General features: G+C 66.5%; 21 protein-coding genes. 14 read left to right on the top strand and 7 right to left on the bottom strand.

The genetic code is table 11. From position 1 onward, the window contains the following. Positions 1 to 272 precede the first annotated feature (272 nt). The 9 genes from VFE28_04020 to VFE28_03980 all read left to right on the top strand — a co-directional run bounded on the left by VFE28_04020 (position 273) and on the right by VFE28_03980 (position 10,167). Positions 273 to 1,049 carry a MotA/TolQ/ExbB proton channel family protein gene (locus VFE28_04020; GenBank protein HZM15147.1) on the top strand — a complete coding sequence of 259 codons (777 nt, stop codon included), beginning with the start codon at positions 273 to 275 and terminating at the stop codon, positions 1,047 to 1,049. An 11-nt stretch (positions 1,050 to 1,060) separates the two neighbouring features. Then, positions 1,061 to 1,525 carry a biopolymer transporter ExbD gene (locus VFE28_04015; GenBank protein HZM15146.1) on the top strand — a complete coding sequence of 155 codons (465 nt, stop codon included), beginning with the start codon at positions 1,061 to 1,063 and terminating at the stop codon, positions 1,523 to 1,525. 9 nt (positions 1,526 to 1,534) lie between these two features. Continuing rightward, positions 1,535 to 2,035: a biopolymer transporter ExbD gene (locus VFE28_04010; GenBank protein HZM15145.1), complete on the top strand. Its 501-nt coding sequence runs from the start codon at positions 1,535 to 1,537 to the stop codon at positions 2,033 to 2,035. Positions 2,036 to 2,057: 22 nt separating this feature from the next. Then, positions 2,058 to 2,786 carry a TonB family protein gene (locus VFE28_04005; protein HZM15144.1) on the top strand — a complete coding sequence of 243 codons (729 nt, stop codon included), beginning with the start codon at positions 2,058 to 2,060 and terminating at the stop codon, positions 2,784 to 2,786. 11 nt (positions 2,787 to 2,797) lie between these two features. Next, positions 2,798 to 3,019 (top strand): hypothetical protein, encoded by a 222-nt coding sequence (locus tag VFE28_04000; GenBank protein ID HZM15143.1) that lies wholly within the window; start codon positions 2,798 to 2,800, stop codon positions 3,017 to 3,019. Positions 3,020 to 3,029: 10 nt separating this feature from the next. Further along, positions 3,030 to 3,983 carry a substrate-binding domain-containing protein gene (locus VFE28_03995; protein HZM15142.1) on the top strand — a complete coding sequence of 318 codons (954 nt, stop codon included), beginning with the start codon at positions 3,030 to 3,032 and terminating at the stop codon, positions 3,981 to 3,983. Between the two features lie 13 nt (positions 3,984 to 3,996). Then, positions 3,997 to 5,382, top strand: a complete 1,386-nt coding sequence (locus tag VFE28_03990) for a tetratricopeptide repeat protein (protein HZM15141.1) — start codon at positions 3,997 to 3,999, stop codon at positions 5,380 to 5,382. 264 nt (positions 5,383 to 5,646) lie between these two features. Further along, positions 5,647 to 8,361, top strand: a complete 2,715-nt coding sequence (locus VFE28_03985) for a TonB-dependent receptor (protein HZM15140.1) — start codon at positions 5,647 to 5,649, stop codon at positions 8,359 to 8,361. 132 nt (positions 8,362 to 8,493) lie between these two features. Further along, a complete protein-coding gene (locus VFE28_03980; GenBank protein ID HZM15139.1) occupies positions 8,494 to 10,167 on the top strand; it encodes a T9SS type A sorting domain-containing protein in 1,674 nt (557 codons plus the stop codon). 94 nt (positions 10,168 to 10,261) lie between these two features. On the opposite strand, the gene VFE28_03975 is transcribed toward VFE28_03980, so the two are convergent. The 3 genes from VFE28_03975 to VFE28_03965 all read right to left on the bottom strand — a co-directional run bounded on the left by VFE28_03975 (position 10,262) and on the right by VFE28_03965 (position 14,780). Then, positions 10,262 to 10,714 (bottom strand): hypothetical protein, encoded by a 453-nt coding sequence (locus VFE28_03975; protein ID HZM15138.1) that lies wholly within the window; start codon positions 10,712 to 10,714, stop codon positions 10,262 to 10,264. An 8-nt stretch (positions 10,715 to 10,722) separates the two neighbouring features. Continuing rightward, entirely contained in the window at positions 10,723 to 12,069 is a 1,347-nt protein-coding gene (gene pepQ / locus VFE28_03970; GenBank protein ID HZM15137.1) for a Xaa-Pro dipeptidase, read from the bottom strand. A gap of 179 nt (positions 12,070 to 12,248) precedes the next feature. Further along, positions 12,249 to 14,780 carry a serine/threonine-protein kinase gene (locus VFE28_03965; GenBank protein HZM15136.1) on the bottom strand — a complete coding sequence of 844 codons (2,532 nt, stop codon included), beginning with the start codon at positions 14,778 to 14,780 and terminating at the stop codon, positions 12,249 to 12,251. Positions 14,781 to 15,329: 549 nt separating this feature from the next. On the opposite strand from VFE28_03965, the gene VFE28_03960 reads away from it, so the two are divergent. The 5 genes from VFE28_03960 (at position 15,330) to VFE28_03940 (ending at position 21,135) form a co-directional block, all read left to right on the top strand. Beyond that, positions 15,330 to 17,723: a PKD domain-containing protein gene (locus tag VFE28_03960; protein HZM15135.1), complete on the top strand. Its 2,394-nt coding sequence runs from the start codon at positions 15,330 to 15,332 to the stop codon at positions 17,721 to 17,723. Between the two features lie 223 nt (positions 17,724 to 17,946). Then, on the top strand, positions 17,947 to 19,119 hold the full coding sequence (locus VFE28_03955) for a hypothetical protein (GenBank protein HZM15134.1): 1,173 nt from the start codon (positions 17,947 to 17,949) through the stop codon (positions 19,117 to 19,119). Between the two features lie 108 nt (positions 19,120 to 19,227). Then, positions 19,228 to 20,130, top strand: coding sequence for a dienelactone hydrolase family protein (locus VFE28_03950; GenBank protein HZM15133.1), 903 nt, complete (start codon positions 19,228 to 19,230; stop codon positions 20,128 to 20,130). A 62-nt stretch (positions 20,131 to 20,192) separates the two neighbouring features. Next, positions 20,193 to 20,480, top strand: coding sequence for a DUF1330 domain-containing protein (locus VFE28_03945; protein ID HZM15132.1), 288 nt, complete (start codon positions 20,193 to 20,195; stop codon positions 20,478 to 20,480). Positions 20,481 to 20,502: 22 nt separating this feature from the next. Beyond that, the gene (locus VFE28_03940; protein HZM15131.1) at positions 20,503 to 21,135 is read left to right on the top strand and encodes an SDR family oxidoreductase; all 633 of its coding nucleotides are present in this window, start codon (positions 20,503 to 20,505) and stop codon (positions 21,133 to 21,135) included. A 129-nt stretch (positions 21,136 to 21,264) separates the two neighbouring features. Here VFE28_03940 and VFE28_03935 read toward each other — a convergent pair whose 3' ends face one another. The 4 genes from VFE28_03935 to VFE28_03920 form a co-directional block, all read right to left on the bottom strand. Continuing rightward, positions 21,265 to 21,960 (bottom strand): hypothetical protein, encoded by a 696-nt coding sequence (locus VFE28_03935; protein ID HZM15130.1) that lies wholly within the window; start codon positions 21,958 to 21,960, stop codon positions 21,265 to 21,267. Positions 21,961 to 22,314: 354 nt separating this feature from the next. Next, a complete protein-coding gene (locus VFE28_03930; protein HZM15129.1) occupies positions 22,315 to 24,024 on the bottom strand; it encodes an Ig-like domain-containing protein in 1,710 nt (569 codons plus the stop codon). 344 nt (positions 24,025 to 24,368) lie between these two features. After that, the gene (locus tag VFE28_03925) at positions 24,369 to 25,499 is read right to left on the bottom strand and encodes an alginate lyase family protein (protein ID HZM15128.1); all 1,131 of its coding nucleotides are present in this window, start codon (positions 25,497 to 25,499) and stop codon (positions 24,369 to 24,371) included. A gap of 286 nt (positions 25,500 to 25,785) precedes the next feature. Further along, a partial coding sequence (locus VFE28_03920; GenBank protein ID HZM15127.1) for a hypothetical protein occupies positions 25,786 to 26,679 on the bottom strand: 894 nt, incomplete at its 5' end.

Below are 26,679 nucleotides of genomic sequence, written 5' to 3'. Positions count from 1 at the left end.
CGATTTTCCGTCGCGAGGCCGAGCCTCGATTCACCGGCATTTTCATTGCCGGCCTGACTGAAGTCTTTGGTGCTCACCAGAGCTGCAGAGGATCGCGGTGATCCCTCCGGCGGCGCATTTGTAAAGATCGTGTTCACCGCAGCGGATGACGGAACCATCATACCTCCAACACACAATCCTAATCACGCGCTGCTAGTGTTTTCTCAGAGCATTACCGGGCACCACAGGGCGTAGCAGAGTCATGCACGACCCCAGAATGTAAGGAGACGACCTTGAGACCGGGGCTGTTCATAGCACTCATCCTGATCGCCGCACTGGTGATCTCGAGCATCATCTATAGTCTTCTGCTGCCGGATTACATCAAGGCGGGTGGGCAGCTCGTCATCGTCCTGATGACGCTATCCATCATGGTCGTCGCCTTCATCATCGAGCGCCTCCTGGCGCTGCAACGAGCTCGCGGGAGTGGACCGCTGAGCCTCTTCCTGAAGCGCATCCAGAAGCACGTCGAAGCCATGGAAATCGACGCGGCGATCCAGGCCTGCCAAACGCAGCGTGGTTCCTGCGCCAACATCATGCGCGCGGGACTGGAGAAGTTTCGGCTGATGCGTGCCTCGACGAACGACCCGAAGCTGGTGCAGCAAGAAGTACAGTCCGCGATGCAGGAGTCGATGATGCTGGAGGTCCCGCTCCTCGAACGGAACCTGTCGTCGATCTCCACCATCGCCTCGATCTCCACCCTCGTGGGGCTGCTGGGTACGACGCTGGGCATGATCCGTTCCTTCAAGGCCCTAGCCCACTCGGGGGCTCCGGACGCCATCGCCTTGTCGCAGGGGATCTCCGAGGCCCTGGTGAACACGGCCGGCGGTTTGCTCGTCGCGATCATCGGGATCATCGCCTACAACTACTTTTTCACTCGGATCGATGACTTCACCTACACGATCGACGAGGCGGCCAACTACGCCATGGTGCAGACCTTGGTGGAGAAGTCACTGCAGGACCAACCCGGAGAGAGGATGCGGGGGGCCCTGGCTGGATCTCTAGCGAACTGATTGGAGGGGTGGTGCGGAAGCGGAAGGGTCGGATCAGCATCTTCATCGACATGACTCCGATGGTCGACGTGGTCATGTTGTTACTCACCTTTTTCATGTTGACGACGCATTTCAAGCCACCTGCCGAGGCCGAGATCGTGCTGCCCGTGTCGAACTCGGTCATCAAGCTTCCCGAGTCCGACGTCCTCACCATCACCGTGAGCAAGGATGAGCGCGTGTATCTCAACGTCGACTCCCAGCGCCTGCGCGGTGAGCTGTTCGGCACCGAGCACCAGCTGAGTGGCGGCGTGCGCATCGAGACCTCCGAACAACTCGCGACCTTGTTGATGCGCGCCCGCAGCCTCAATCCGAAATTGCGCACGGTTCTCAAGGGCGACAAGGGCGCACCCTACGGTCCCATCCAGGACGTGATGGATGTGTTGCAGAAAGTGAAGATTACGCGCTTCAACCTGGTCACCGAGCTCGAGCAAGGCTGAGGAGGGTCGATGGCGGGAAGCGATGTCGGTGCACCGCGCCAGGCGCGGCACGGCAAGAAGCTGCACAAGGGCCGGCGGCGGCTCAACGTGCGCATCGACATGACACCGATGGTCGATGTCGTGATGCTTCTCATCACCTTCTTCATGTTGACGACGGTCTTCAATCGGCCACAGACCATGGAGATCAACATGCCCGGCGACGAGACGCCGGTAGAGGTGGCGGAATCGAATCTACTGACTCTGCGAGTCGCCAAAGGGGACCAGCTGTACTGGAATTTCGGCGTCGAGCCGCCCCAGGTCATCGAGTTCCCGAAGCTGCGGCCGATGCTGGTGCAGAGCTTGGCGGCGAATCCCAAACTGATTTGCTTGGTGAAGGTGGACCGCGCGAGCACGTACAAATCGATGGTCGATGTCATGGACGAACTGAACCTGGCCAGCATCACCCGCTTCAGCCTGGCTCCCTTCAGGGATTTCGATCGGCAACTGATCGAGGGCACGGCGAGTCCGTGAGCGGGGAAAGTGGTGCACGACGATGAGTATCGACTTCATCACCGGCAGTGCCTACGGTGCGCGCGAGCTCAAGCTGGTCGCGCATCGTTACATGGCTTGGGCTCTCGCTGCCGCCGGTTTGCTGCACTTCCTGCTCGTCGGCGGTTGGTGGGCTGCGGGGCGCTTCGGGGGCGAGGAGCCGCCCACGCGCACCGTCCGCGTCATGAAGTACAGCGAGCTCGGACCGCCGCCCTCCATCTCCAGTGCCAATGCTCCAGCGGCGGTGGCGGTGTCGTTGCCCACGGCGCAGGTCAAACCGACCATCGGAGTCCCGGTGCCGGTGGCCGACGAGGAAGCCCCTCCGGAGCAGATGTTTCCGACGCAAGAGGAACTGGCGGCGCCGGTGGTGGACACAGGCGTTGGAACGGGTACCGAGGTCGAGCAAGACCTGGACGTCGGCAACATCCAGGTGGAGGAACCCCCGCCGGATTTCGTGCCTATCGAAAAGGAGCCGCAGGTCGTGACGCGTGTCGAGCCGGCCTATCCCGACGCCGCGAAGCAGTCCGGGATCGAAGGCTCGGTCTTCGCCAAGCTGTGGATCGACAAAGAGGGCAAGGTCAAGGACGTCGTCATCCTCAAGACGCCTTCCGAGGCGTTCAACCAAGCGGTGATCGACGCCGCCAAACAATGGGTTTTCACACCGGCGCTCATGAACACCGGAGCGGTGGCCGTATGGTTTCCCGTCAAGTTCACGTTTCACCTCGAGGGCTGAACGCGATCGAGGTGTCGAGGAGCTCGCGCTACGTCGGGTACGGAGTGGCGCTCCTCTGCGCCGCTGCCGGCGGCGTGCTGTTGACGGGTCTGTGGCAATCCGGTGCTTCGAGAACGCTGGACTCGGCTTTCGGCGCCGTCCTCGTGCTCCTGGGTATCAATCGCTATTTCGTGACGCGCCTGAAGTCGCGACGGCGCCGACCGAGGTCGTGGGAGCGTGATGCCGATTCTTGAGGGCAGAAGCATGGGTCCGTGGCTCGCCGCGGTCGTCGCCCTGCACGGCGTGGCAGGGTGCCACCCGGAGGCGCGGGAAACTCCGACCCAGGGACAGCTGGAGGTCGCGGTCTCGGAAGCGCACGCGCCGCTTCTCGCCCGGCAAGCAGAGCTGTTCAACAGCCTGTACACGCGGGCGGCGGTGACGGTGCGACCCGTCTCGACCCGTCGGGCCTTCGCCGCCGTCGTCGTTGGCAGCGCTGCTCTCGTCGTCGTCGATCGCTCCCCGGACGCGCAAGAAGAGGCTGCGCTCGCGTCGCTGGAGCTCGAACGCGTCGACATCGGTGAGGATGCACTCGCGTTCCTCGTCAACAAGGCGAACGATCTAGAGAGCGTATCGACGCAGCAAGTCGGCGACCTTCTCGCGGGCCGCACGCGGGATTGGAGCGCCCTTCCGGCCGCGGGGCTCTCGGGCCCCATCACCGTGGTGCTGACCGACCGCGAATCAGGCGCCTGGCAGCTGCTCGCAACGCGGTTCTTTCCCGGTCTCGATGTGCCGCAACCGACGCGGATCGAGGCCACGCAGGGCGAGGTGCTCCGGACCGTCGCCACTTCGCCCGGTGCGCTGGGAGTCGTCTCGGTCGCCGCGTGGAGAGCTCGTGCTGCGGGCATCCAGGCAGCTGCCGCGACGGGCGAGCCGGGTTGGGCGAACGGTGTCGCCCCCGCCGCGGCCGGTTCGGTCCGCTGTTTGGCGATTGCCGACCTCGACGCCAGTGGGCATCCCGTCGTTCACGCTCTGCACCAAGCCAACGTGCACGGTGGGCTGTACCCATTCCACTACCCCATCACCGTCCTATTCAACAAGCGATCGTCCCTGGCTGCCGGATTCTCTGCATTCCTCGCCAGTGCTCCTGGGCAGAAGCAGGTTCTGGATGCCGGGCTCGTGCCGGCCACCATGCCGGTGCGACTCGTGCACCTGAAGTGAGAGGAGAGACATCATGAGGTCCCTTCCCGCACTTGCCCTCGCCATATTCTGTTGCACAGTGATCGCCGTTCCCGTTTGGGGCCGCGGCGCCGGCGACGAGACCCCTTCGAGTCAGGCACTGCTCGAGAAGGGGCGAGCGCAAATCGTAGGGGGTGACCTCTCCGAGGCCATCCGCACCCTAACGCTCGCTCGCGAGGCGGCACCCGAGGAACCGGCTGTCTACACCGCCCTGGCCGACGCCTACCTCAAGCAGGGCGCCGAGGCGATGGGTGTGGAGCAGCTGCGACGCTCGCTGCAATTGGACTCGTTGCAAGTGGAGCCCCGTCTGCGTCTGGCGGAGATCGACCAGCGCAACCGCCGGTGGGCGGAGGCGGGACGGCACTATCAACAAGTGCTACGGCAGGATCCTGCGAACGACGTGGCGGCGCTGCAGCTCGGCAAGCTCTACCACATGGCCAAGCAACCGGGAGCGTCGGCCAAAGCGCTCGCGGGCTACGTGCAGCGGCACCCGGAGGACAGCGAGGTCGTGAGCCAGTACCTCGACGATCTCGCCGGCACCAGCCAGCTCGCGGCGCTCGCCGCGGCGGGCGCCGAAGTGCTGCGCACCCGCGCCGACTGGACCCCGGCCCTCCTGGCGACCGCCCGCGGTCTCGCGGGCACGGATCAGTGCGCGCGTGCCCTGGAGTACTACCAGAAGGCCGATGCCGTGCAGCCCCTGCAGGGAGCCGACGCGGTGGCGGTGGGGCGCTGCCACCTGGCCATGAAGGACGATGCGCAGGCGGCGACGTGGTTCGAGCGTACGCTGCAGGAACCGTCCTCGTCCGTGGACTGGGCCGAGCCGGCATCGGCGTTCATGCGCCTCAAACGCTGGCCCCAGGCGGCGCAGTGCTACGAACGCAAGCTCGCCCAGGACTCGACTTCGGTCAGTGCGCTGGTGAATGTCGCCCTGTGCCGGCAGCAGCTCAAGGACTACGAAGCCAGCCGCCTGGCCCTGCGGCGTGCGGTGCTCCTGCGTCCGGAGTTCGTCGCAGCTCAGTACTCTCTCGCCACCAACTACGTGTTGCAGGATTCGACGCGTGCCGCGCGGCGCACCTACGGCGCGGTGATTCGGCTGGCGAGCGGACAGGAAACGGAATACCGGCAGGAGCTGTTGCAGGCCTACCGTTATCTGAGTGTCGGTGACCTCCTGGACAAGGACTGGGCTCAAGCCGTCCCCAACCTCGACCGCGTGCTCGACCTGGATCCATCCGACGTCGAGATGCGCCTGTACCGGGCACAGGCGCTCGTGTCCCTCAACCGCAAGGCAGAGGCGAAGCGCGACTACGAGGTCGTACTCCAGCAGCACCCCGACAACAAGCTCGCGAAAAAGGGGTTGGACCTGCTGGCCCAGTACAACTGATCGTGCTGCCTCTGTCGTGCCGCCCCTGGTCAAATTTTCCGGTGGTTCCTGCGGGATCTTGCACGTCTGTGCGCGATCCAAGGACCGTACCCGACGAACGCATGAGGGGAATCTAACGCCATGTTCATCCGTGTGATCCAAGGATTCGTTACTGGCGAACATATGAGGGGAATTTAACGCCATGTTAATCCGTGATGTCCGAAAATGGACCTGCGGCGAAATGATCCTGGAATCGGCACGTCATGACGAGGGGTGGCGCCCCTCATGAGCAGGTATGCCATGGTCGCCCTGATCGCCATCCTGCTGCCCTTCCCAGGCCGCGCGTTCGCGCAGACGGGAACGGTGACTGGGAAAGTCCACGACCAGAAAAGTGGCGAGGAACTGATCGGCGCCAACGTGCTGCTGGTGGGCACGACGCTGGGCGCCGTCGTCGACGTCGAAGGGAAGTACACGATCCGCAACGTCCCGGCCGGGACGTACCAGCTTCGCGTCTCCTACATCGGCTATACCTCCAAGGTCATCGAAGGCGTGATCGTCAAGGCCGGGGAAACGGTGCAGTACGACGTGTCGCTGGGCGAGGAGGTCGAAGAGGCGAAGGAAGAAGTCGTGGTCTCGGCCCAGCGCGTCCTTTCCACCGAAGCCGCGGTGCTCTCGGAACGGCAGAAGGCGGCCACCATCGGCGATGCCGTGAGCGCCGAGCAGATCAAGCGTTCGCCCGACGCCACCTCCGGGGACGCGCTCAAGCGCGTCACCGGCGTCTCCATCGTCGACAACAAGTTCGTCTTCGTGCGTGGGGTGACGGATCGCTACAACAGCACGTCGCTCGACGGCGTCAGCGTCACCAGCACCGACACCGACGTCGACCGCAAGAGCTTCTCCTTCGATCTCGTGCCGGCTAACCTACTCGAGAACACCGTGGTGGTCAAAACCGCCACCCCCGACCTGCCGGGGGACTTCAGCGGCGGTCTCGTGCAGGTCAACACCCTCGATTTCCCCACCCAGCGGACCGGTCGGGTTCAGGCAGGGCTGGGGTGGGACGTCGATACGACCACGCGGCCGAAGCGGTATTCCGCCGGCGGCGGTCATGACTGGCTCGGGATCGACGACGGCAGCCGGGCGTTGCCTGAACCGCCTGTGCAGGGCAACGCGCTCGCCAGCGTTCTCCCCAACGACTGGGCGCTGACGGACGGCAAGGCGCCGGTCAACTCGGTCGTCAACGCTTCGTACGGCGATCGCTTCGCTTTGGGCAGCGACGAGGTGGGCTACGTCGGCGCCATCTCCTACCGCAACGGCTATCTGACCAGCAACTTCGAGCAGCGTCCCAGCTACCAGGGAGTGCCACTCTTCTCGTTCGAGGGCACACGCTATCAGCGGTTCGTCCTCTGGGGTGGACTCCTCAACCTCAACTACAAGCTGCGCGGCCTGCACAAGTTCAGTTTCAAGAACAACTTCAATCAGTCCGCCGAGGAAAAGATCAACCTTTCCTCGGGCCTGCCCGCGAGCGGTGAGTTCCAGAACAAACAGACCACGGAATGGGACCAGCGCAGCTTCTACCTCGGGCAGTTCGGTGGGGAGCACAAGATCCCGTCGCTCCACGGACTGCTGGGGGAGTGGCGGGTGCACTACTCGCGATCCAAGGCGGAGGAGCCGAATCGCAAGGAAGTGGAGTACGAGCTGAGGCCCGGGGGAAGCGCCCTCAAGAACAACTACCGCACGTGGGCCGACCTGGACGAGGAAGCCACGGGCGGTGGGGCCGACTTCACCCTGCCGTTCGGCGGGACGAAGCTCAAGACCGGCGGTCTGCTGGATCGGCGTACCCGCACCTACGGCATCGACGCCTATTCGAGCGACCCGTCGCGGCTCGCGCCGGAGAACTACGGGTATCTCGTGCAGCCGATCCAGACGATCTTCGACCCGAGCCACTACGGTGCCGGCAAGTTCCAGTTCATCCCCATCACCACCTTCACGGGCGCGTATGACGGCGAGCACAAGCTGGGGGCGGCCTACGGCATGGTCGACCGCCCCCAGACTCTCGGTGGACAGAACCTGCGCTTGGCCGGCGGCGTCCGCGTTGAAGACTCGGACATCGAGGTGCGCAGCAAGCCGGAAAGTGGCAGCACGAATCTCACGGTCGCGAAGGTCGTGAACACCGATTGGCTGCCCTCGGTGAACCTGACCTGGATCGCCACGGAAGAAGCGAATCTCAGACTGGCCTATGGACGCTCGGTGAACCGCCCGGAGTTCCGGGAGCTGGCGGACGTGCTCTATTACGACTTCGACAACGAGCAGAACGTGCAGGGGAATCCCAATCTGCGCCGAGCCCTCATCGACAACTACGACGTGCGGCTGGAGTTCTTCCCGCAGGTGGGCGAGGTCTTGGCGGGCAGCTTCTTCTACAAGCAGCTGGAAGATGCCATCGAGGAGCAGCTGATTCCTTCTCCGGAGCGCTTCGTTCGTACCTGGTTCAATTCACCCGAAGGCAAGAACTACGGGTTCGAGCTCGAGGCGCGCAAGGGGCTCGGATCCTTCGGTTCGGCCTTCGCGCCTTTCTCCGTCACCGGCAACTACACCCGGATCTGGTCCGAGATCGAGTACACCGATTCGCGCACGGACCCTTCCGGCAACCCCGTCATCACGCAGCAGACACGGGTCATGCAGGGGCAATCCCCCTGGTCGGTGAACGTTTCGCTGCTCTACTCCGAGCCGCGCACACGGACGTCCGTCAACGTCCTGTACGGCAAAGTGGGCCGGCGGCTCGACGCCGTGGGTGACACACGTGACGAGGACGTCTACGAGGAATCCCGCGATCTGCTCGAGATCGCGCTCACCCAGGGATTCCTCTCCCGTTGGGAAGGCAAGCTCTCGGTCAGGAATCTGTTCGGCGAGGACGAGGTGTACACGACCGGGCCCGAGAGATCGACCTGGGCGCGATACGAGCGAGCACCGATTTGGTCGTTGCAGTTCGCTCTCGGTTTATGAGGACAAGGGCGACCACGGCCGCAGTGGACTGTGCCGAGGGGGGGCGGAACGAGGCCAGCGCCCCGGTCGCCGAGCGACGCTGGCCTTCACAGCATGCGGTTCGAGACAGCGTGGAATCCTGGAGGTATGTCAGTGAAGAAAAAAAGCTCTCTGCTCTTGGCCTTGGCCGTCGCGTGGGGCGCGGCAGCCGAGGCGCAACCCATCCACGGCCCGGTCGTGATCGGTCCGGGTCTCAACAGCGGCCGCACCGTGTACCATCAGGTGGGTAACCGCGTCTTGTATGCGGACACCCTGTACACGCTGACCGGGCAGTACCACGTCGACTCCCTGACCTCGATCACCATCCAACCGGGCACCGTGGTGCGCGGGGACACCGCCGCCTGCCTCGTCATCCGGCGTGGCGCGCAGATCTTCGCCAGCGGCCAACGCTGCAAGCCCATCGTGTTCACCAGCCTGAAGCCGGCGGGCCAGCGCAACCGCGGCGACTGGGGTGGCGTCATCATCCTGGGCAAGGCGCCGGCCAACAAGGTGGAGCCCTTGATCGAAGGTGGGATCATCAAGGGCAGCTACGGCGGCAACGTGGCCAACGACAACAGCGGTAGCTTCAAGTACGTCCGCATCGAGTACCCCGGCTACCGCTTCCAGCTGAACAACGAGGTGAATGGTCTGACCATGGGCGGGGTCGGCTCGGGGACGGAGATCCACCATGTGCAGGTCAGCTACTCGTTCGATGATTCCTACGAGTGGTTCGGCGGCACGGTCAACTGCAAGTACTTGGTCGCCTTCGGCGGTACCGATGACGAGTTCGACACCGACTTCGGCTTCTCGGGCAAGTGCCAGTTCCTCTTCGGCATGAAGGATCCCAACTACTGGGATCCGACCGGCGAGAGCAACGGATGCGAGTCGGACAACGATGCCTCTGCGACCTCGACGGCGACGCCTTTCACCGAAGTGGTCTTCAGCAACGCGACGCTCGTCGGGCCGGAACGCACGGACGCCCTGATCGGAACGACGCCGATCGGGAACACCTTCCAGTACAGTGCCGTGCAGCGGCGGTCGAGCCACCTGAAGGTCTACAACACGGCGCTCCTGGGCTACTTCTGGGGCCTGAGCTTGCGGGACGCTACCACGCAACAGGCGGCGAATGATGGCATCGTGCAGTGGCGCAATGTGAGCATCGCCGCCACGCTCATGCCTACGGGATCCGCTTCGGTGCACGATCACACGCGTTGGGCCGGCGTCGAGGCCTTCTTCGACACGCCGTCGTTCAACAACAACGGCAGTGCGCCGCGCAACCCGAGCACCCTCGGGCTGACGGACATGACGAATTTGAATGATCCGAATCCCGTTCCTGCCGGAGGGTCGATCCTCATCGGCACGGCGGACTTCAACAACCCGAACCTCTCGGGCCTGGATGTGGTCACGTACCGTGGCGCCTTCGATCCGAACGTGGAGATGGCGGATCAGTGGACCGCCTGCTGGACCACGTTCAACCCGCAAGCGGACATCGTCACCGATGCGGCCGACGATCGCCGGCTGCCGCGTCTCGGTGCGCTCGAGCAGAACGTCCCGAACCCGTTTAATCCCATGACCGCGATCCGGTTCGCCGTTCCGACTCGGGGGCATGTGACGCTGACGATTTACGACACGAACGGTCGTGCGGTGGCAACCGTCGTCGACCAAGAGCTTCCCGCTGGCGCCTACGAGCGCTCCTTCAGCGCCAAGGGTCTCGCCTCGGGTACGTACTTCTACCGTCTCACCTCTCCAGGCGTCGACATCGCACGCAAGATGGTGTTGATGAAGTAAGGCAGGGCAGGCAGAGGCCACTCGTCAGGGGGCGGGGCAGAGCGATCTGCCCCGCCTTTTTCCTGCGCCAGGCAGTGTCGGCTGCTCGCCTCCTTCAGGAGCGGCGGGTGCCGCGGTAGGCGCCGACCAGGCGTGCGCTGACGAAGAGCGCCCCCGGCATGGCGAGCACCGGGAAGGCCCAGCCACCGGGCCATGTCCCGGTGGCGGCCCATTCGACCAAGTGGAAGGTTCCGAGCGAGAGCAAGGACAACGCGCCTCCCCAGCCCTCCCAGCGCCAGGCCAGGAGCAATCCCAGGCACGTTCCCCCCAGCAAACCCATCAGCAAGCGTTCGCGCCCTTGCAGGGCCGACAGATCGAGGCGTGTCCCGATCGCGAAGGCCAGGAGGGAGCCCAGGACGAGAACGCTGCAGGCGCGAGCGCTCCAGCGCAGGATGAGCTGCGAGCGCACTGGCGGCAGCAAGGTCCCGGCGTTCTTGCGCCCGGAGAAGACATGCAGGGGATGAAGCCCGCCCCCATGGGAGCGGGTCGTGTGGGCCGAACGGCGCACGTCGGACCTCAGCCCTCCCGGTGTCCCGGGATGAGCGGACGCGTCAAGTCCTCTTGCCCCTTCGCGGTGACGAGCACGTTGTCTTCGATGCGGATGCCGCCATAGGGGATGAGCTGGTCCAGGAGCTTCCAGTCGAAAGCGGCATCGGCAGAAGTGCGATAGGGCTCGAGAAGCATGGGGATGAAATAGAGGCCGGGCTCGACGGTGAGCACGTGCCCCACGTCGAGGTCCCGCGTCGTGCGCAGATACGGATCCCCCGGCGGCGGGTCGCGCCGGTCGCCCCGCGGATCGGTCTGCCGGCCACCGACGTCGTGCACCTGCAGCCCGAGATGATGGCCCACGCCGTGCGGGAAGAAGGGACGCGTCAGGCCGCGGGCGACGGCGTCGTCGGGCTTCGCCTTCAGCACGCCGAGGTCGCAGAGGATGGCGGCCACGCCGCGGTGCGTTTGCGCCTGCAGGTCGACGTAAGAGCCACCCGGGCGGACGCTCTGCACGAGCTCGCGCTGCAGGGTCTCCATGCGGTCCAGGGCGGCGCGGAACACCGGATGGGCCCGGTCGTTGGCGTAGGTGCGGGTGACGTCGCTGGCGTAGCCGTGCTCGGCGGCGCCGGCATCGATGAGGAGTACGGCGCCTGGGCTCGGAGAGCTGGTGCGCTTGCTCTGGTAGTGCAGGATGGCGGCAGCCTCGTCCCAGGCGATGATGTTCGTGTAGGGAGACTGGAGCTCCAGCATCCCCGTGGCTTCCAGGTAGTCGGCGTGCAGGCGTCGTTCGCTGGCGCGCGCGGCGAAACCGCCGCGCACTTTCCGGTGCCCCTCGGCGGCCCGGCGTCCCGCTTCGCGGATGCAATGCACTTCGTAAGGCGTCTTGAAGCCGCGGTACCAGTCGAGGGCTGCGACCAAGGTCTTCGGCTCGATCTGCGGCAGCGGGATGCGCAGTGCCGCCGCGGCCCGCGGGTTGTTGCCGATGTAGGCGCAGCGCGAGACGTCCCCCATGCGTTTGGCTGCTTCCTCGCGCGACCCGACACGCTCGACCTCGAGCACCTCGGCGTAGGGGTGCTGCGGCTCCGCCGGCGGCTCGTACCAATAGTCCTCGGGCACCACCTGGAAGAGGCGCGGGGCCGGGCCCGGACGGTAGAGGAGCAAGTGCTCCGGTCCCTGCACGGGAGCGAAGCGCGCGAAGTGCGGCACCGGCCGGAAAGGAATGGCGTTGTCGTCGGCGTGATAGCTGTCCTGGGTTCCGGCGTGGAAGACGATGCCGTCGTAGGCAGCTTCGCTCGCCGCGGCCACGGCCAGGGCTTTTTCCGTGTGCTCGCACACGGTGTCGATGTGCGCTGCGAACAGTTCTTTCGGATTCATGCGCCACTCCGGTTGGGGAAGCCGCTTCTTCGAGCGTGCTGCACCTCGTCGGGCGGCGCGCCCGCCAGGCGCCGCCGCGACGGCGATGGGCTCGGTGGCCCGGACTCTAGCCCCTCCCTCGAACCGAGGCAAGCGACGGGAGCGAGGCGGCGCCTCCGGCTCTTTTCGGGCTCCGGCCCCTACGGTTTCGCCACGGCGCGCGCGTCGAAGACGGGATCGTGGAAGAGAGATTGCCCGGCGATGGCGGCGCGCATTCCGTACAGCGCCAATCCCACCAGGAGCAAGATGGGGAACAAGCTCGCCTGCGCGTACCAGGCCGAGAGGTCGAAGGTGAGCGGCATGGCGCGGACGAGATCGCTCACGGTGAACCCCAGCATGATGGGCAGGAAGCCGAAGCGGAACAGCACGAGGAAGAACAGCACGCAGATGACCAACATGCTCGCGACGAAGGCGATGGGCTCCCCCGTATTGGGATTGAACATCACGACGGCGAGGCCCACGAAGAGGACGCAGGCGAGCCGGGTCTTGCGCACGAGGAGCTTCAGGACGAGCAGGAACAGGATCCCGGTGAAGGTGGAAAGGACCGCCTGGGTGTGCAGCCCGGCCATGGACGAGAGGACGAAGCGGGTTCCGCGCAGCGCCTCGGAGGTCCAGATCTCATGCTCGGGAGCTGCGATGCGCCCTCCGAGCGCTCCAGGAAGAAGTATGGAACCGCGAACGACCAGAGCGAACGTGAGGCCGAACAACAAACCCACCATCAGGTCACGTCCGACGAGAGGATCGCGCCAGCGACCCTTGAGCAACCTCACCCAGGACACCATCATGTGCGGCCACAGTCGGCGCGCGTAAGGCTCGAAGGCCAGGTAGAAGACCCACACCACGCAGATGCGGTAGCAAGCCCAGGCCAGATTCGCCATGAAGATCGTCAACTCGTCCTGCGACGGGAGGTGGTGCTGGCCGAACATCCAAAGCAACCGCAGGGCGCCCAGATACAGGGCGAGCCTCAAGGCGCCCTTGCGGTCGCCGCGTCCGAGTCGGACGTTGCGCCACGCCACGAAGGAAGCACCCAGCATGACCACCAGGAACCAACCCGTTTCGACCTGTTCCGACGCCCGTTTCCAGAAGCTTCGGTGCAGCGGGGGCGCCACGGCGGGACGGTTCCAGGGCTCGATGATCCGGAAGGAGACTGGCCGGCCCTGATAGGACGCGGCCTCGACACGAATCGCCGTCTCCGGGGCCTCGGGGTAGCTGCCGATCCAGGCGGCGCGTTCATCGGCAAAAACCGGCGGTGTCCACGAGGGCTCCACCGCCCTCATGTGCTGCGCTTCGAACCCGGCAGCCTGCAGCAACGGCTGCCATGGCCCACGGCGCGCCGCAGAATCGCTGGCAGCCGAGTCGGGCGGGACCGCCTGCAACCAGATCAATCGTCCCTGCGTGTCCAGCGCGACGCGCACTTCTCCCGGGAAGGTCGGTTCGGGGTCGTCCATCCAATCGCCGATGCTTCCCGCCGACTTGCGCACGAGCAAACGCGGCGACTGGCGGTACCAGAAGCGCAAGGCCGCCGGCTGCGCCTGCCGCAGCACGCTCCAACGTGTGGAGTTTGCCGTTTGCGCCCGGTCCAGATGCTCGATGTAGGGGAGGTTCGGTACGAACTCCGAGATGGCATCGACAGGGGGCGCGGTGTAGCCCAGGTCGACGAGGAGCTGACGCGCTTGTGCCTCGAGGACCTGCGGCGACTTCTCGAGCGGCACCCTCCGCACCAGGAGCGTGCGCCCGCCCAAGAAGATGTTCGCCCCCAGGAACAGCAGCACCGCGGCCAGGAGCGCCCAAGCCAGGGCCGGGCGCAAGGTGCCGCTCTTCTGGGCCAGGGCAACGAGCTCGGGAGAAGGGATCTCGCCGGCCTCGAGAGCGGCAGCCAGAGGATTTCCCCCCGGCAAGGCCGCCGCGACGGCGCGCACCGACGCCGGTCGGTCCTCCGGGTCCTTCTCCAGGCAATGCATGATCACCCGTTCCACGGCCGGATCGAGGTCCTCCACCAGGCTGGCGGGGCTCGTGGGCTCGGCATCACGATGCAGGCGAGCTGCCTCTTCCGGGGTGCGACCAGCGAAGACGGGCTTTCCCGTGAACAACTCGTAGAGCACGAGTCCCAGCGCATAGATGTCGCTGTGGACACCGATCGTCTGGCCGGACCACTGCTCCGGCGCCATGTATGCTGGCGTGCCCGACCGGATGTCCGACGGCAGCTCGTCCATGAGGCTGGCGAGACCGAAGTCGGTGATCTTCACTTGGCCGCGCCCATCGATCATGACGTTGGCAGGCTTGAGGTCGCGATGCAGGACGCCTTGCTCGTGGGCGGCGGCGAGCCCGGCGCACAATTGCTGCGCTACCTGGACCGCCCTTTCCTGGGGCAAGTGCCCGACACGACGCAGCAGCGATCCCAGATTCTCGCCATCCACGTACTCCATGGAGAGGAAATGCTGTCCGTCGGCCTCGCCGACGTCATGGACCCGGCACACGCTCGGATGGCTGACGCGAAGCGAGACGCGCACCTCGTTCAGGAAGCGCCCGAGCCGGGCCTCGTCCCGTTCGAGTGCAGGCGGCAGGAACTTGAGCGCCGCTTGCTGGCCCAGCTTCAGATCGTCCGCCCGGTAGACCTCGCCCATGCCCCCACGTCCGAGCAGCGCTACGACGCGGTAGCGACCGGCGAGCAAGGTTCCCGGCGGGAAGCGTCCCGAATCGAGGGACGATGAGGTGGAATCCGGTCGCCGCGAAGAGCGGCTGCCCGGCAGGGTCGCCGAGCTTCCGGGACCACTGCGTGGAGCCCTGAGCGCCGAGTCCACCGCGGTGTCTTCACTGGAGGTGACGACGGTATCGTCCGGACCGGGGGCCGGCAGCGGCTCACCGCAGGCGCTGCAGTAGCGACTGCCAGCGGCGGCTGGGCGCTTGCACGAGGGGCATTGCGGCATGGGGGAAGCATGCCAGATGCCGCATGGGATGAGAAGGACAGGCCGGCCGTGTCCCGCCCCACTGGCGCCTCATGACCTGGAGCGCTTGCAAGATTCTCTACCGATGAGAACACGTGTTTGTGCATTGCGCCTGTGCTTGCCACGGATGTGTGCCGTTCGCCCCTGATCTCGTGGAGTTGTTGTGGCGGCCAGCGAGCTGGGCCCGATGATGACGCGGCTCGAGCCGGAGCGCACATTCTGCGCACCGCTCTGCCAGCTACCGGGGCCGAGGCGGATGTTGTAGAATCAGGCCCCATGTCCAGACGTTCATCGCGACCCTTCGGGGTCCTGGCGCTCGTCGCTCTCACCCTTCCCCTCGCCGCGCGGCCGCTCGGTGCGGAGGAAGTGCTGCGCTTGCCCTTCCAACCGGGGCCGGACTTCGTCGGCTGGGTGGAGGACGCCTTCGTCCTCGTGCTCCGGCCGGGGACGCGTCCTCAGGTCGAGAGACAGCCAGACGGACGCCCGCGCGTCGATGTCCCCTCGTTGCAGCGCTTGCTCGACACGCATCGGGTGCAGCAGTTCGAAGCGCTGTTCCCCGGGGCGGAGCGGCCCGCTCCCGGCGCACGACGACCCGATCTCACCGGTCATTACCGCGTCACGCTCCCAGCAGGGAGCGGCCGCGAAGCGGCGCTGGCGGCCTTCGCCGCTGACCCGACGGTGCAGCGCGTCGAGCGCATCGGCATGCACGCAGTGCACGCCGAGCCCAACGATCCCTACTTCAGGGATTCACCGAACCCCAACTTCAACTTCGATCAGTGGCACTACTGGGACACCCATAGCGTGCACGTGGACCAGGCGTGGGATACGCAGACTGGAAGTTCCGGCGTCGTCGTCGCCATCCTCGACACCGGGGTGCGCTACTTCCACGTGGATCTCGGCGGCAACAGCGCGCAGTGGGGGCCTTCGAACCCCTTCGCCGGCGGCAACATCTTCATCAACCCGGGGGAAACGCCGGGCAACGCCCTCGACGACGATCTCAACGGCTTCGTGGACGACACGATCGGCTGGGACTTCGTGGCCCAGGGCGGCGGCGGCGGTGTCACCTGCCTCGACGCGGATTGCAGTGGCGTCGACAACAGTCCCGACGACGGCGTCGGGCACGGCACGCACGTGGCCGGCACGGTGAGCGCCATCACCAACAACGGCTCCATCGTCTCCGGCATGGCCGGCGGCTGGAGCAACGGCGCCCCCAGCGGCGCTGGCACCGGGGTCAAGATCCTGCCGCTACGCATCGGCTACCTGGGGCGCATCGGAGGCCAGACGACGGGCATCGTGCGCATGGACTGGGCGGCGCAGGCCATGCAATACGTCGCCGCTCTCGTCGACCACGGTGTGCACGTGGTGGCGGTGAACTGCTCCTGGAGTTCCTCGGATACCGGTGGTCTGGGGGCGGCAGTGGACAATCTCATGGCCCACGATGTGATGGTCGTGCACTCGGCGGGGAACAGCAACAGCACCGTCGCCGATTTCCTCGGCGGCCGGACCGACGTGCTCAACGTCGCCGCCACCGACAAGCTGGGGAACGGCGCGAGCTTCACCAATAGCGGTTCCTGGGTGGACGTGGCGGCCCCGGGCGTCGAGATCCTCAGCACCTACCGCAATCCCAACGACCCGAATCCAGCGAACCACTACCTCGCCCTTTCCGACGGCACCTCCATGGCATCGCCGCACATCGTCGGCATCGCCGCCTTGCTCGAATCGTGCAATCCGGCGCTCACGGGGCCGCAGAAGTTCGCTCTCATCGTCAACAACACCGATCCGTACAACGACGTCCGGCTCCTGGGCTCGGGGATCGCCAACGCCGCCGAGGCGCTCGGCGCCGCCAGCTGCGCGGTAGCGTGCGATCTGGTGGCGAACTTCTCCGCCACACCCACGACGGGCTGCGCCTCGCTCTCGGTGGGGTTCACCGACCTCTCCACCGGGACCGGGATCGTAGGTTGGGCCTGGACCTTCGGGGATGGCGGTACTTCGACGCTGCAGAATCCAGCGCATCTCTACACCGCGGCGGGGACGTATGCGGTGCGGCTCATCGTCTCGAGCGCGAGCTGCAGCGACACGCTCCTCGTTCCCAATTTGGTGACCGTGCAACCGCCGGCACCGACGGCGGCGTTCTCTGCACTCCCGGCCACGGGCGAAGTGCCGCTGCTCGTTGCCTTCACCGACCAGTCGGCACCGACCCCGAGCGCTTGGAGCTGGAGCTTCGGCGATGGCGGCACCTCGACGCAGCAGAACCCGTCGCACACCTATCAGACGCCGGGGACGTACGACGTGACCCTGATCGTCTCGAACCCTTGCGGGGCCGACACGCTCACCCAGGCGGGGGCCATCGTCGCCTTGCCGAGCACGACCGCGGTGCCGTTCGAGGGCGGAATTGCGGGCACGACGTCGTGGGCTTGGCCGAATCCGCTCGGCCCGAGCACGCAGATCTTCTTCCGGCTGGAAAGGGAGGCGCCGGTCGACATCGTGATCTTCGATGTGGGCGGCCGTCCGGTGCGCCGGCTCACCTCGCGCTCCTTCGGGCCGGGAGTGCACGGACTCCCCTTCGACGGCAGCGACGACCGCGGCCACCGCCTCGCTTCAGGCCTCTACGTCTACCGCTTCAGCGCCGCTGGCCGCGTCGAGACGCGGAAGCTCGTGGTCTCGCGCTGACAGAGCGCGCCGCACCCTGCGCTCCTCGCCGACTTGGTCTCGTGGAAGCGCTGACCCACCATGTCTCGCGCTGCCTCGAACTTCCTCGAAGGACCCGAGCGCACGCCGGCTCTCGAGGCACGACCGTTGCGTGCTCCGTGGGGATCGACTGGACGAGTGGTGCCTGGAGCATTCCCTGGCAAGCGCCGGAGGATGCCGCATGGCGTCACGACGGAGGCCAGCCATGGGCGCATCGAAGCGGGTTTGGGTCATCGACGGGGAAAAACCGGCGTCCGGGTCCGCCACCATGGCGCAGCCCGGTTCGCGCCGGGAGTCGGATGGCGGCGGCCTCTGGCACGCGGTCCCCGAGCGCACGAGCAGTCTGTTCCTCAGCTGCTACCTCTTGGGCCCGATGGCGTTGCTCTGGCTCCGGCCCGACCGTAGCCGTTTCGTCTGGGCCGCCCTGGGCCTCGCCGCCTCGACATTCTGGTCCGCAACCCTATGGCGCTGGGACGACATCGCGCGCTGGCTCGCAGCGGGTCGCATTCCTTTCGGCCCGTGGCTCCTGGGCACGCTGGTGCTGAGCGGGCTCGGCATCGTGGCCTGGATCCGCGCCATCGTTCTCACCGGCATGGATGCGCGCTTCGAGCCGCAAGGATTGCCGCGCTGGCTGCGCGGGCCGGTCGGGGCCTGCGCCCTCAGTCTGCTCGTCCCCGGTGCCGGACTCCTGGCGACGGGTGCGTTGGGGCGCGCGGCGCTGGCGGCTTGGAACGCGTCGGTCGCCACGCTCGCCGGGGTGCTGCTCTGGAAGGCACCATGGTTGTGGCGCACCAATGGGGTCACTCATTACTGGCCCCTGTCCCCGTCCCTGCTCGAGGGCGTGTTCCTGGTCACTGCCGCTCTCGGGTTCGTCGCCTCCCTCGGCTGGACCGCTTCCATCCTCGACAGCGTCCGCTGTGGGCTGCAGAGCACCCGTCCGGCGAGCCTGGAGCGGCTCGATCGCTTGACCCTCGCTCTCCTCCTCCTCGTGGTCGTCGCCTGCGCCACTTCCGAACCCCGGTTGCTGGCTCGGGATACCAACGAAATGGCAGGATCTCTGGAACACCAGGGCATGCAGTACGTTCCCCTCGCGCTCGCCCGCCTGGCGCAGCATCTCGACCCGTCGCGACCAGCCTATGCCCTGCATGTGGCGGCGCTCCTCGATGCGCGCGGAAATGGCGATGCTGCCGCGCTCGTCCGCGCCGAGCTCAATGCGAATTGGCAGGAGTACACGCGCCTCGCGGCGGCGACCGCCGAGGCCCCTGCCGTACCCCTGGACGAGAACGGCGCCCTGCCCGCACTGTCCCCGACGACGGCCCCCGCACCGGGTGCGCCGGCTGCCGCCGCCGACTCCCTGCCTCTCACCCCCGGGCACTGAGTCCCGCTTTCTTCCCTCCATTTTTCTTCCCTCCCTTCGAGACGCTGCACGGCGGGATGTCCTAGAATCCCCGCGCCGCTGGGTGCCGGCTGGAGTGGAGGTTCTTGGATGCATTCCGGAATGGTGCGCTGTCTCGCGACCCTCGTCGTCTTTGGTTTCTGCTTCGGCGGGACGCCGGTGCAGTCGAAACCTCCGAGCAAAGCGCCGGCGTCCAACCAGCCGCCGTCCGATTCGACGGCCGCCGGAGTGCGCCGTGACACGGGGCTCACCGGGATCCTGAGCGAGGAAGAGTTCAAGGCGCTGCACGAGAAACCGAGCGACAAAGCACCGCCGGCCCGCGGGGTCATGGTGGAGGTCGCCGGGGCCCGCGCCTATCTGAGCTTGCCGGAGAAGGGGGAGCCGCCTTTTCCGGGAGTGGTGGTCATCCACGAGTGGTGGGGCCTCAACGACAACATCAAACACTGGTCCGACCGGCTGGCGGCGGACGGTTACGCCGCGCTGGCCGTGGATCTCTACGGCGGCAAGGTGGCGACGAACGCGGATTCGGCGATGGCCTACATGAAGGGCGTGGACCCGGAGCGGGCGCTGCGGATCCTGCAGGCCGCGCACGCCTTCCTCGCCAGCGATTCCCGCATCCGTGCCACGCGCCGTGGCTGCATCGGCTGGTGCTTCGGCGGCGGCTGGTCCTTGCAGCAGGCCTTGCACACCGCGGACTTGGATGCCGCCGTCGTCTACTACGGATTCCTGGTCACGGACGTCGACAAGCTGCGGGAGATCCAGTGCCCGCTCCTCGGCATCTTCGGGAACAAGGATCGCAGCATCCCTCCCTCCGCGGTGGACGAGTTCGATGCGGCGCTGGCCAAGGCAGGTGTGGAGCACCAGATCCTGCGTTACGACGCCGACCACGCTTTCGCCAATCCGTCCAACCCGATTTACGACCAGAAGGCCGCGGTGGAGGCGTGGCTGGAGGTGCGGGCCTTTCTCGCCGGGAATCTGAAAACGCCGCATTGACGGGATCCCGGCGCCTCCGCCGCCGTGGTACGAGACATCACCCGAAAGCAGGAAGGACGTCGATGGCTGCGTACGTCATCGTGGACATCCGGATCGAAGACCCGGTGGGCTACGAGGATTACAAGAAGATGGCCTCCCAGAGCATCGCGGCGCATGGCGGGAGCTACCTGGTCCGAGGCGGGGCGGTGGAGAGCTTGGAAGGTGGCTGGCTCCCGAGCCGTTTGGTGCTGTTGCAGTTTCCCACGGCGAAACAAGCCAAGGAATGGTGGAGCTCGGCGGATTACGCTCTCGCGAAGAAGCTGCGTCGCGAGACGGCGACAGCGAAGATGATCCTCGTCGAGGGTGTCTGAAGCCGCGAGAGAGCAGTGCCCGATGCGCATCCTGGTGGTCGGAGCCTCGGGCGGCACGGGCCGCGAGATCGTCCGTCAAGGCCTGGAGCGCGGCCACGAGGTCACCGCCTTCGTGCGCAAGCCGGCGCGCCTGCCCCTCGTGCACGAACGCCTCCGTCTCGCCCAAGGCAACGTGCTCGATGCAGCGAGCGTGATGGAGGCCGTGCGCGGGCAGGACGCGGTGCTGAGCGCGCTCGGGCACAAGCTCTGGCTCGTACCCAACAGCATTCTCTCCGAAGGCACCAGCAACCTCGTGCGGGCGATGCAGACGCACGGCGTGCGCCGGCTGGTGTGCGAAACCTCCCTTGGTGTCGGCGATAGCTTCGGCAGGATGGGAGCTTACTACACACTCTTCGTCATCCCCTTCATCCTCCCGTTCTACTTCTGGGACAAACGCCGGCAAGAAGGCGTCGTGCGCCAGAGCGCCCTCGACTGGGTGCTCGTGCGACCCGGGGCCTTGACCAACGGCAAGCGGCGGGGCCGCGTGCGACACGGGCCGCAGGTGGGAAACTGGCTCTGGACGGTGCGGATCTCCCGGGCCGACGTGGCGGCCTTCATGCTCGATCAGCTCACCGACGATGCCTATCTCGAGCGGGCCGTGAGCGTTGCCGGGTGAGGCACGGTCCCGGAGCAACGCTGGCGTGGGATGTCGGCGCCGCTCGGCACGCGAGCCATGAAAAAGGGCCGCGGTTTCCCGCGGCCCTCGTGTCCACAGTCCCTTGCCTGCCGTCGATCGGCTTCAGGATCAGCGGCCGAGCTGGACGCAGCGACCCAGGTAGAACTCGCTGCTCAGCGGGGCGCCGCTCGGCGTGGTGAACTGGAAGGAGATCCTCGGGTTGCCACCGACGCCACCCTGTGAGGGCTGCTTGGGGATGGTAATCGTCTCGCCGGCCGGGATGATCACGATGTCCACCGTCACCGGCGCGTCCAAGGAGTGCGTACCCTTGTCGTTGTTCTGGAAGATCAGCCGGGCGCTCACGCCGCCCAGACGGAGCTCGCCGTCCAACGAGATGAAAGGGCCGCCGCTGTTGTCGCAGTCGCCGCCGGCGATGTGCACGAGGGCGTTGGCCAGCAGGCCGAAGTTGAAGTCCTGGGCGTTCAGGCCCTGGACGCACCGGCCCAGCAGCACCTTGCTCGAACAAGCGCGGCCCGCACCATCGATCAGCTGGAGATAAATCCAGGGGTTGCCGCCGACGCCACCGCGGGACGGCTGCTTGGCGAAACGAATGGATTCCCCCTCATCGAGGATGACCACGTCCACCACGGCCTCCACGCTGGTCTCGTGGGTTCCCTTCTCGTTGTTGCGGAAGATCAGGCGGCCGTTGAGGCCGCCGAGCTTCAGCTCACCTTCCAGTGTGATGTACGGTCCGGGGTTGTTTTCGCAACCCTCCGCCGTCGCGGTGACATGGGCGCTCGCCGGCAGCTTGAGGGAAGCGCGCACGTCCGAGCCGGCCTGGGCAGATGCCGCCCAGACCAAGCAGAAGCCTGTGGCCAAAGCCAATGATCGACGTCTTGTCACTTTGTCTCTCCTAGAACGAACAGGCGTGGCATCCGAATGGTTCGGCCACGCTTCCTCGGCCCTTCCCTGGGACTTGGAAGCCTCAACGGTGGAGGCGAACATTGGCTGCAGTGTTGTTCCGATTATGAGGTCTCTCCCCGGACGGTGTCAAAGAGGCGGGCCTTTGCGTGTCTTTGTGTCGCGGATGGCGAGGTTTCTTCACGAAGCCTTTGCAAGGCGACGACAAGAACCCGTCGCTTGCGGGTCCTCTGCCCCGATCCGGGTTTACGTTGAAGCTCAGCGTTGCAGGACGATCTTGTGCCGCTGCACGCTTTCTCCGAGGAGCAGGCGCAAGAAGTAGATGCCGGAAGGCAGTGCGGCTCCCTGTTGATTGGCGCCATCCCAATCCACCTGCTGACGTCCGGCCGGCTTCGGCCCGGCGACGAGGAGTCGCACGAGGTGGCCTCGAGCATCGTAGATCGCTGCCTCGACCCACCCTCCCTGGGGCAGGCTGTACTCGATCCAGGTGTTGCCACGGCAGGGATTCGGGAAGATGCGGGTGGGATCCATGCCCGGCGACGCCATCTCGGGAGGACCCGGTTTTTGCGCTTCCGGCTCGGGACCGAAGCCGAGGTCGACGGGAGCGATCTCCAGGACGACGGTGCCCGTGGCCAGGCCGCCGCGGCCGTCGGCGGCGCAATAGGTGAAGGAGTCGGGACCAAAGTAGCCAGGGTCGGGGGCGTAGGTGAAGGAGCCGTCGGCGCTCACCCGCAGGGCGCCGTGGGTCGGGGAACGGCTCGAGACCAGAACGAGCTCATCACCGTCGCCGTCCCGGTCGTTTTCCAGCAGGCCTGGGGCCGGGCATTCCAAGCTCCCGCCGGCCTCGAGAGTGTAGGTATCGTCCGCAACGACGGGGGCAGCGTTCCCTGCTTCACTGCAGATGCGTGTGGTGATCAGGAGTTGTGGGGGGTTGCGGCTCTCGCGCGCTCCGTAGGTCACCAGGTTCGGCCCACCGTGGAGGAGCTCGAAGCCGTAGACACCGTCGCGTTGGATGACATCGGTCAAATCGATCTCGACCCAGCTGCCCGCGGTCACGGCTCCGAGGAAGCCGAGGGGTACGGCGTCGGGCACGGGGGCGTTGTTCCACGACAATCCGGCCTGCGTCCAGGGTTCTCCGGTGCCGCGATACTCGCTCGCCACACGCTGCAGGGTGCCGCCCTCGGGGCCACCATCCAGGCAGTGGAGACGGAGGCGCGCCCGATCCACCACGAGCCCGAGGCCATGGACGGAGAACTTGAGCAAGCTGCGCTGCTCGGTGGCGCCGCGGCGCACTTGCAAGTCCGTCGCGTCGCCATGGGTGAGGTTCGCTCGGGAGGAGGCGATGGTAGCGTCATCGCACGGGTGGATGGAGAAGGTGACCGCCGGCGGCAGCTGTGTCGTGACCGTGACCACGGCAAGGGCCAGGGCAGAGCCGTCACTCACCGCGTAGGTGAAGCGATCGGTGCCGGTGAACCCAGGCTCGGGAGTGTAGGTGAAGGAGCCGTCGGCGCCGACCTCGACGCTGCCTCGCTCAGCCGGTTCCTCCAGCATCACGCTGAGCGCGTCGCCGTCCGCGTCGCTGTCGTTGTCGAGCAGCCCGGGAGCTGGGACGTCGAGACTCTGCTGCGCCAGCACCACATAGGTATCGGGGACGGCTGCAGGGGGGTGCGCCGGCGGCGCAGTCTCTGACGTCGTGCTCTCCGCCTCGGCGCTGCTCCAGCTCGCCATCTCGCCTTGGTTCCAATTCTCTTCGCCCGGCGGGGCCGATGGATGGTCGCTCCCGGTGTGGCTGCGGGCCGGAGGAGCGCGCAGCGAATCGCTGGCCGGCGCACCGGCTGCGGCGAGGAGGAGGACGGTGCGCCAGAACTCTACCCAAGGATCGCAGGCAGATTGCACCGACGGCAGGGGATCGGCGCTGGCGTGTGGTCCTGCCCCGAGGCAGCACAGGCCGAGCGATCCGACCGCCATGGCCCGGCGCGCGAACGTCCGCCCGCTCACTCCTTGGGAGGTGCGGGCAACGGAACGGACACGCATGGTCGTGCCAATCTGCGGCACCGGCAGAGGTGGGCGCCGCGCCACTCGCGGGGAGCGGTGTGCTGCAACCGGTGATGACTTGGGGCTGGGTAGAAAGATCGTACGCCATGGGCGACGGAGCGAACAACAAGGCGAAGCCGGAGCCACTTCGATCCGGGTGGCGCGCCACGTGGGTGGGGTTTCGAGCCCACGGGGCCCGATAATTGGGAGGAATCACACGCAGGCGGCCCGGACCTGCTTTGGTGCGAGCCGCCTGCGGAAGGGAGCTGCCGTTCCCTTCAACCCGAGTGCGTCCAGTCGGTCCACCCGATGTTCTTCCCGTACCGGGCAGGATTGACGGTGGGAAAATCGGTGCCGTAGGCATGATTGACGAGCCAGACGTTCCACTCGTCGTCACCGCTCGCCCACCAGCCGCCGTAGCGTGCGTTCAGGTCGTAGAGGAAGTGCACGGCGCGGAGGAGCGCTTTGTCCTGCCAGTTCCAGGCGTCGTAGCCGGCGCGGTGGAGGATCTCCGCCATCACCGTGGCGCCTTGCAGCGCCTCCCAGCAATAGTCCGTGGGGCACGGAGGGAACTGGAAGGCGCAGCCGCGGCGCATGTCGTCGGGAAGGACGCCACCGATGGACTCCCCGGCCTTGGTGGCCCCGGCGGGGTTGATGCCCACCGGGTGCGCCGCATCGGCCTGCCAGGACAAGTCCCCGTAGTTGAAACCGGCGTAGGTGCTGCGGTCACCGAGCCAGCCCTGGAAGACGCGGGCGCAGCGGTCCAGCTCGTCCTTGTCGGCGAGAAACACCGCCACCGCGGCGCGGCTCGCACCGGCATGGGTGCCCCAGTTGTTGGGGCGATTCTCGTGCGTCGATACGAGGCTGCCGCCCTCGACGAGGGATTCGGTGAGGCAACGGCGCAGCCAGAGGCGGAAGGCATAATCTTCCGCGGGCTCGAGGCCCACGAGATCGGCAGCGATGACGTAGGCCAGGAGCTCGCGTCCGAGGGCGAGGGTCCGCCCCCCGATTTCGGTATCGATGGCGGCCATGCACTGGGCGCGCACTTCGGTGCGGTACTTCTCTTCCTGGGTGCGCGCGTACACCAGCGCTTTGGCCAGGACCAGGACGTTGTTGTCCTGGTCCTGGTTGCTGACCTGCGGCGTGCCGGCGGGCTGGTCTGCCTGCGACTTCAACCTTTGCCAGGCCTTTCCCTGCATGGGCAGCAGGGCGATCTCTTCCTTGGAGATCCAGATGCCGTTGCCGAGGGGAGGCGGCGGCGTGTAGCCCGGCGGCGGTTGCACCGGCGGAGGCGGAGGTGACGGGGATGCGTCGGGTGGTGCTGCTGGTGATCCTTCCCCACCCACTACGTTCAGCTCACAACCACACAGGATCACGGCAAGCACGAGCACGACCCGATGCATGCGCATCCCCGGCCTCCACACCCCGTTCCCGCGTAGCCCCGCGAGAACTCCCAACCCCAACTCGCTCGCATCGTCGATGCTCGGCAAGCATCATCCGCACCACGCGGCAGCGCGCGCACCATGGGGAGCGACGGGTCTTCATGGCGCGCCGTGGGAAGCACACGATCGCCCGAGGTCGAGCCCGGTCGTTCGCAGAGTGGGGCTCTCAACGCCAGGGGGATTGCGAAATGCGTCGCCGTCGCAGGGAATCGTGGAGAACCGCGTGCGGGCTACGACCCAAGGCCGCGATGTTTCACAACAGTGGAGCCAAAGCGTCGTAGAGGGCGGGGATCGACACCGGGTAGGGATGCTCCAGGGCGAAGGCCTCTTTGCCGGCGAGGAGGCGCAGCAAGCGCTCGCGCTCCACCGCCTCGATGCCGTCGACGCAAGGGTTCCGCGCTTCCGGGAAGGCGAAGCGGAAGGTGTGATACATGGCCATGAAGGGCAGACGCTCGTACTGGAGGGAGAAGAGCATGCGGGCGGCGATCTCGGCCGGATCGATCCGCCGCACCGTGATCTCCGGATGCTCGTGGCTGCCGACGAAGACGATCTTGTCCAGCGATCCCGAGAAATCCAGGCGCTCCCCGAAGAGGCGGCGCGGATGCACGTCGGCGCCCGCTTGTTTCTCCAGCAGCGGCCGCACGCGGCGGAGGAAACGGAGCGGCGGCAGATGCCGGCCGGGGCTGCGGGACAGCCAATCTTCGACGGCGAGCAGGTGGCGCAAGGCCCACAGCCGAGCCCGGTCGGCGGCCGGAACGGCGGCGTGCAACTCCGGCAGCGAGCGCAGGTGCCAGTCCCAGACGCGGATCGGCTCGGGGATGCCATGCATGCGCTCCCCGCTCGCTTCGATGTACACCCATTCGTCGCCGATGTAGCGCGCGCCGCGGGCCATGAAAGCCAGCAGCGTTTCCGTCTTCCCGCCCTTGGACCAACCGGTGGCGAGGATGCCGGCGCCGCCGCTGTGAAATGCCGCGGCGTGCAACGGTAGGGCGCCGCGGGCGAGGGCGGTGAGGTTGATGATGGGTATGAGGAGCGGCACCGACACCAGGCCATGCTCGCAGAGGATCTCGCAGGTCGAGCCGACAGAGGCCATGGGGATCTGCACGCGGGCGCGGCTCTTGTGCTTGCCCCGCAGCACCAGGAAGGC

The organism is Candidatus Krumholzibacteriia bacterium, from assembly GCA_035649275.1.
Taxonomy (GTDB): Bacteria; Krumholzibacteriota; Krumholzibacteriia.
The sequence above is the reverse complement of the archived record's forward strand: the minus strand, read 5'-3'. Positions and strand labels throughout refer to the sequence as shown.

What these genes read in the sequence shown, in the direction of transcription:
- VFE28_03945 (HZM15132.1), top strand. Translation starts at nt 20,193, where the DNA reads ATGGCTGCGTACGTCATCGTGGACATCCGGATCGAAGACCCGGTGGGC.
- VFE28_03940 (HZM15131.1), top strand. Translation starts at nt 20,503, where the DNA reads ATGCGCATCCTGGTGGTCGGAGCCTCGGGCGGCACGGGCCGCGAGATC.
- pepQ (HZM15137.1), bottom strand. Translation starts at nt 12,069, where the DNA reads ATGAATCCGAAAGAACTGTTCGCAGCGCACATCGACACCGTGTGCGAG.
- VFE28_03985 (HZM15140.1), top strand. Translation starts at nt 5,647, where the DNA reads ATGAGCAGGTATGCCATGGTCGCCCTGATCGCCATCCTGCTGCCCTTC.
- VFE28_03950 (HZM15133.1), top strand. Translation starts at nt 19,228, where the DNA reads ATGCATTCCGGAATGGTGCGCTGTCTCGCGACCCTCGTCGTCTTTGGT.
- VFE28_03995 (HZM15142.1), top strand. Translation starts at nt 3,030, where the DNA reads ATGGGTCCGTGGCTCGCCGCGGTCGTCGCCCTGCACGGCGTGGCAGGG.
- VFE28_03990 (HZM15141.1), top strand. Translation starts at nt 3,997, where the DNA reads ATGAGGTCCCTTCCCGCACTTGCCCTCGCCATATTCTGTTGCACAGTG.
- VFE28_04005 (HZM15144.1), top strand. Translation starts at nt 2,058, where the DNA reads ATGAGTATCGACTTCATCACCGGCAGTGCCTACGGTGCGCGCGAGCTC.
- VFE28_03925 (HZM15128.1), bottom strand. Translation starts at nt 25,499, where the DNA reads ATGCGCATGCATCGGGTCGTGCTCGTGCTTGCCGTGATCCTGTGTGGT.
- VFE28_04010 (HZM15145.1), top strand. Translation starts at nt 1,535, where the DNA reads ATGGCGGGAAGCGATGTCGGTGCACCGCGCCAGGCGCGGCACGGCAAG.
- VFE28_03955 (HZM15134.1), top strand. Translation starts at nt 17,947, where the DNA reads ATGGGCGCATCGAAGCGGGTTTGGGTCATCGACGGGGAAAAACCGGCG.
- VFE28_03960 (HZM15135.1), top strand. Translation starts at nt 15,330, where the DNA reads ATGTCCAGACGTTCATCGCGACCCTTCGGGGTCCTGGCGCTCGTCGCT.
- VFE28_03930 (HZM15129.1), bottom strand. Translation starts at nt 24,024, where the DNA reads ATGGCGGTCGGATCGCTCGGCCTGTGCTGCCTCGGGGCAGGACCACAC.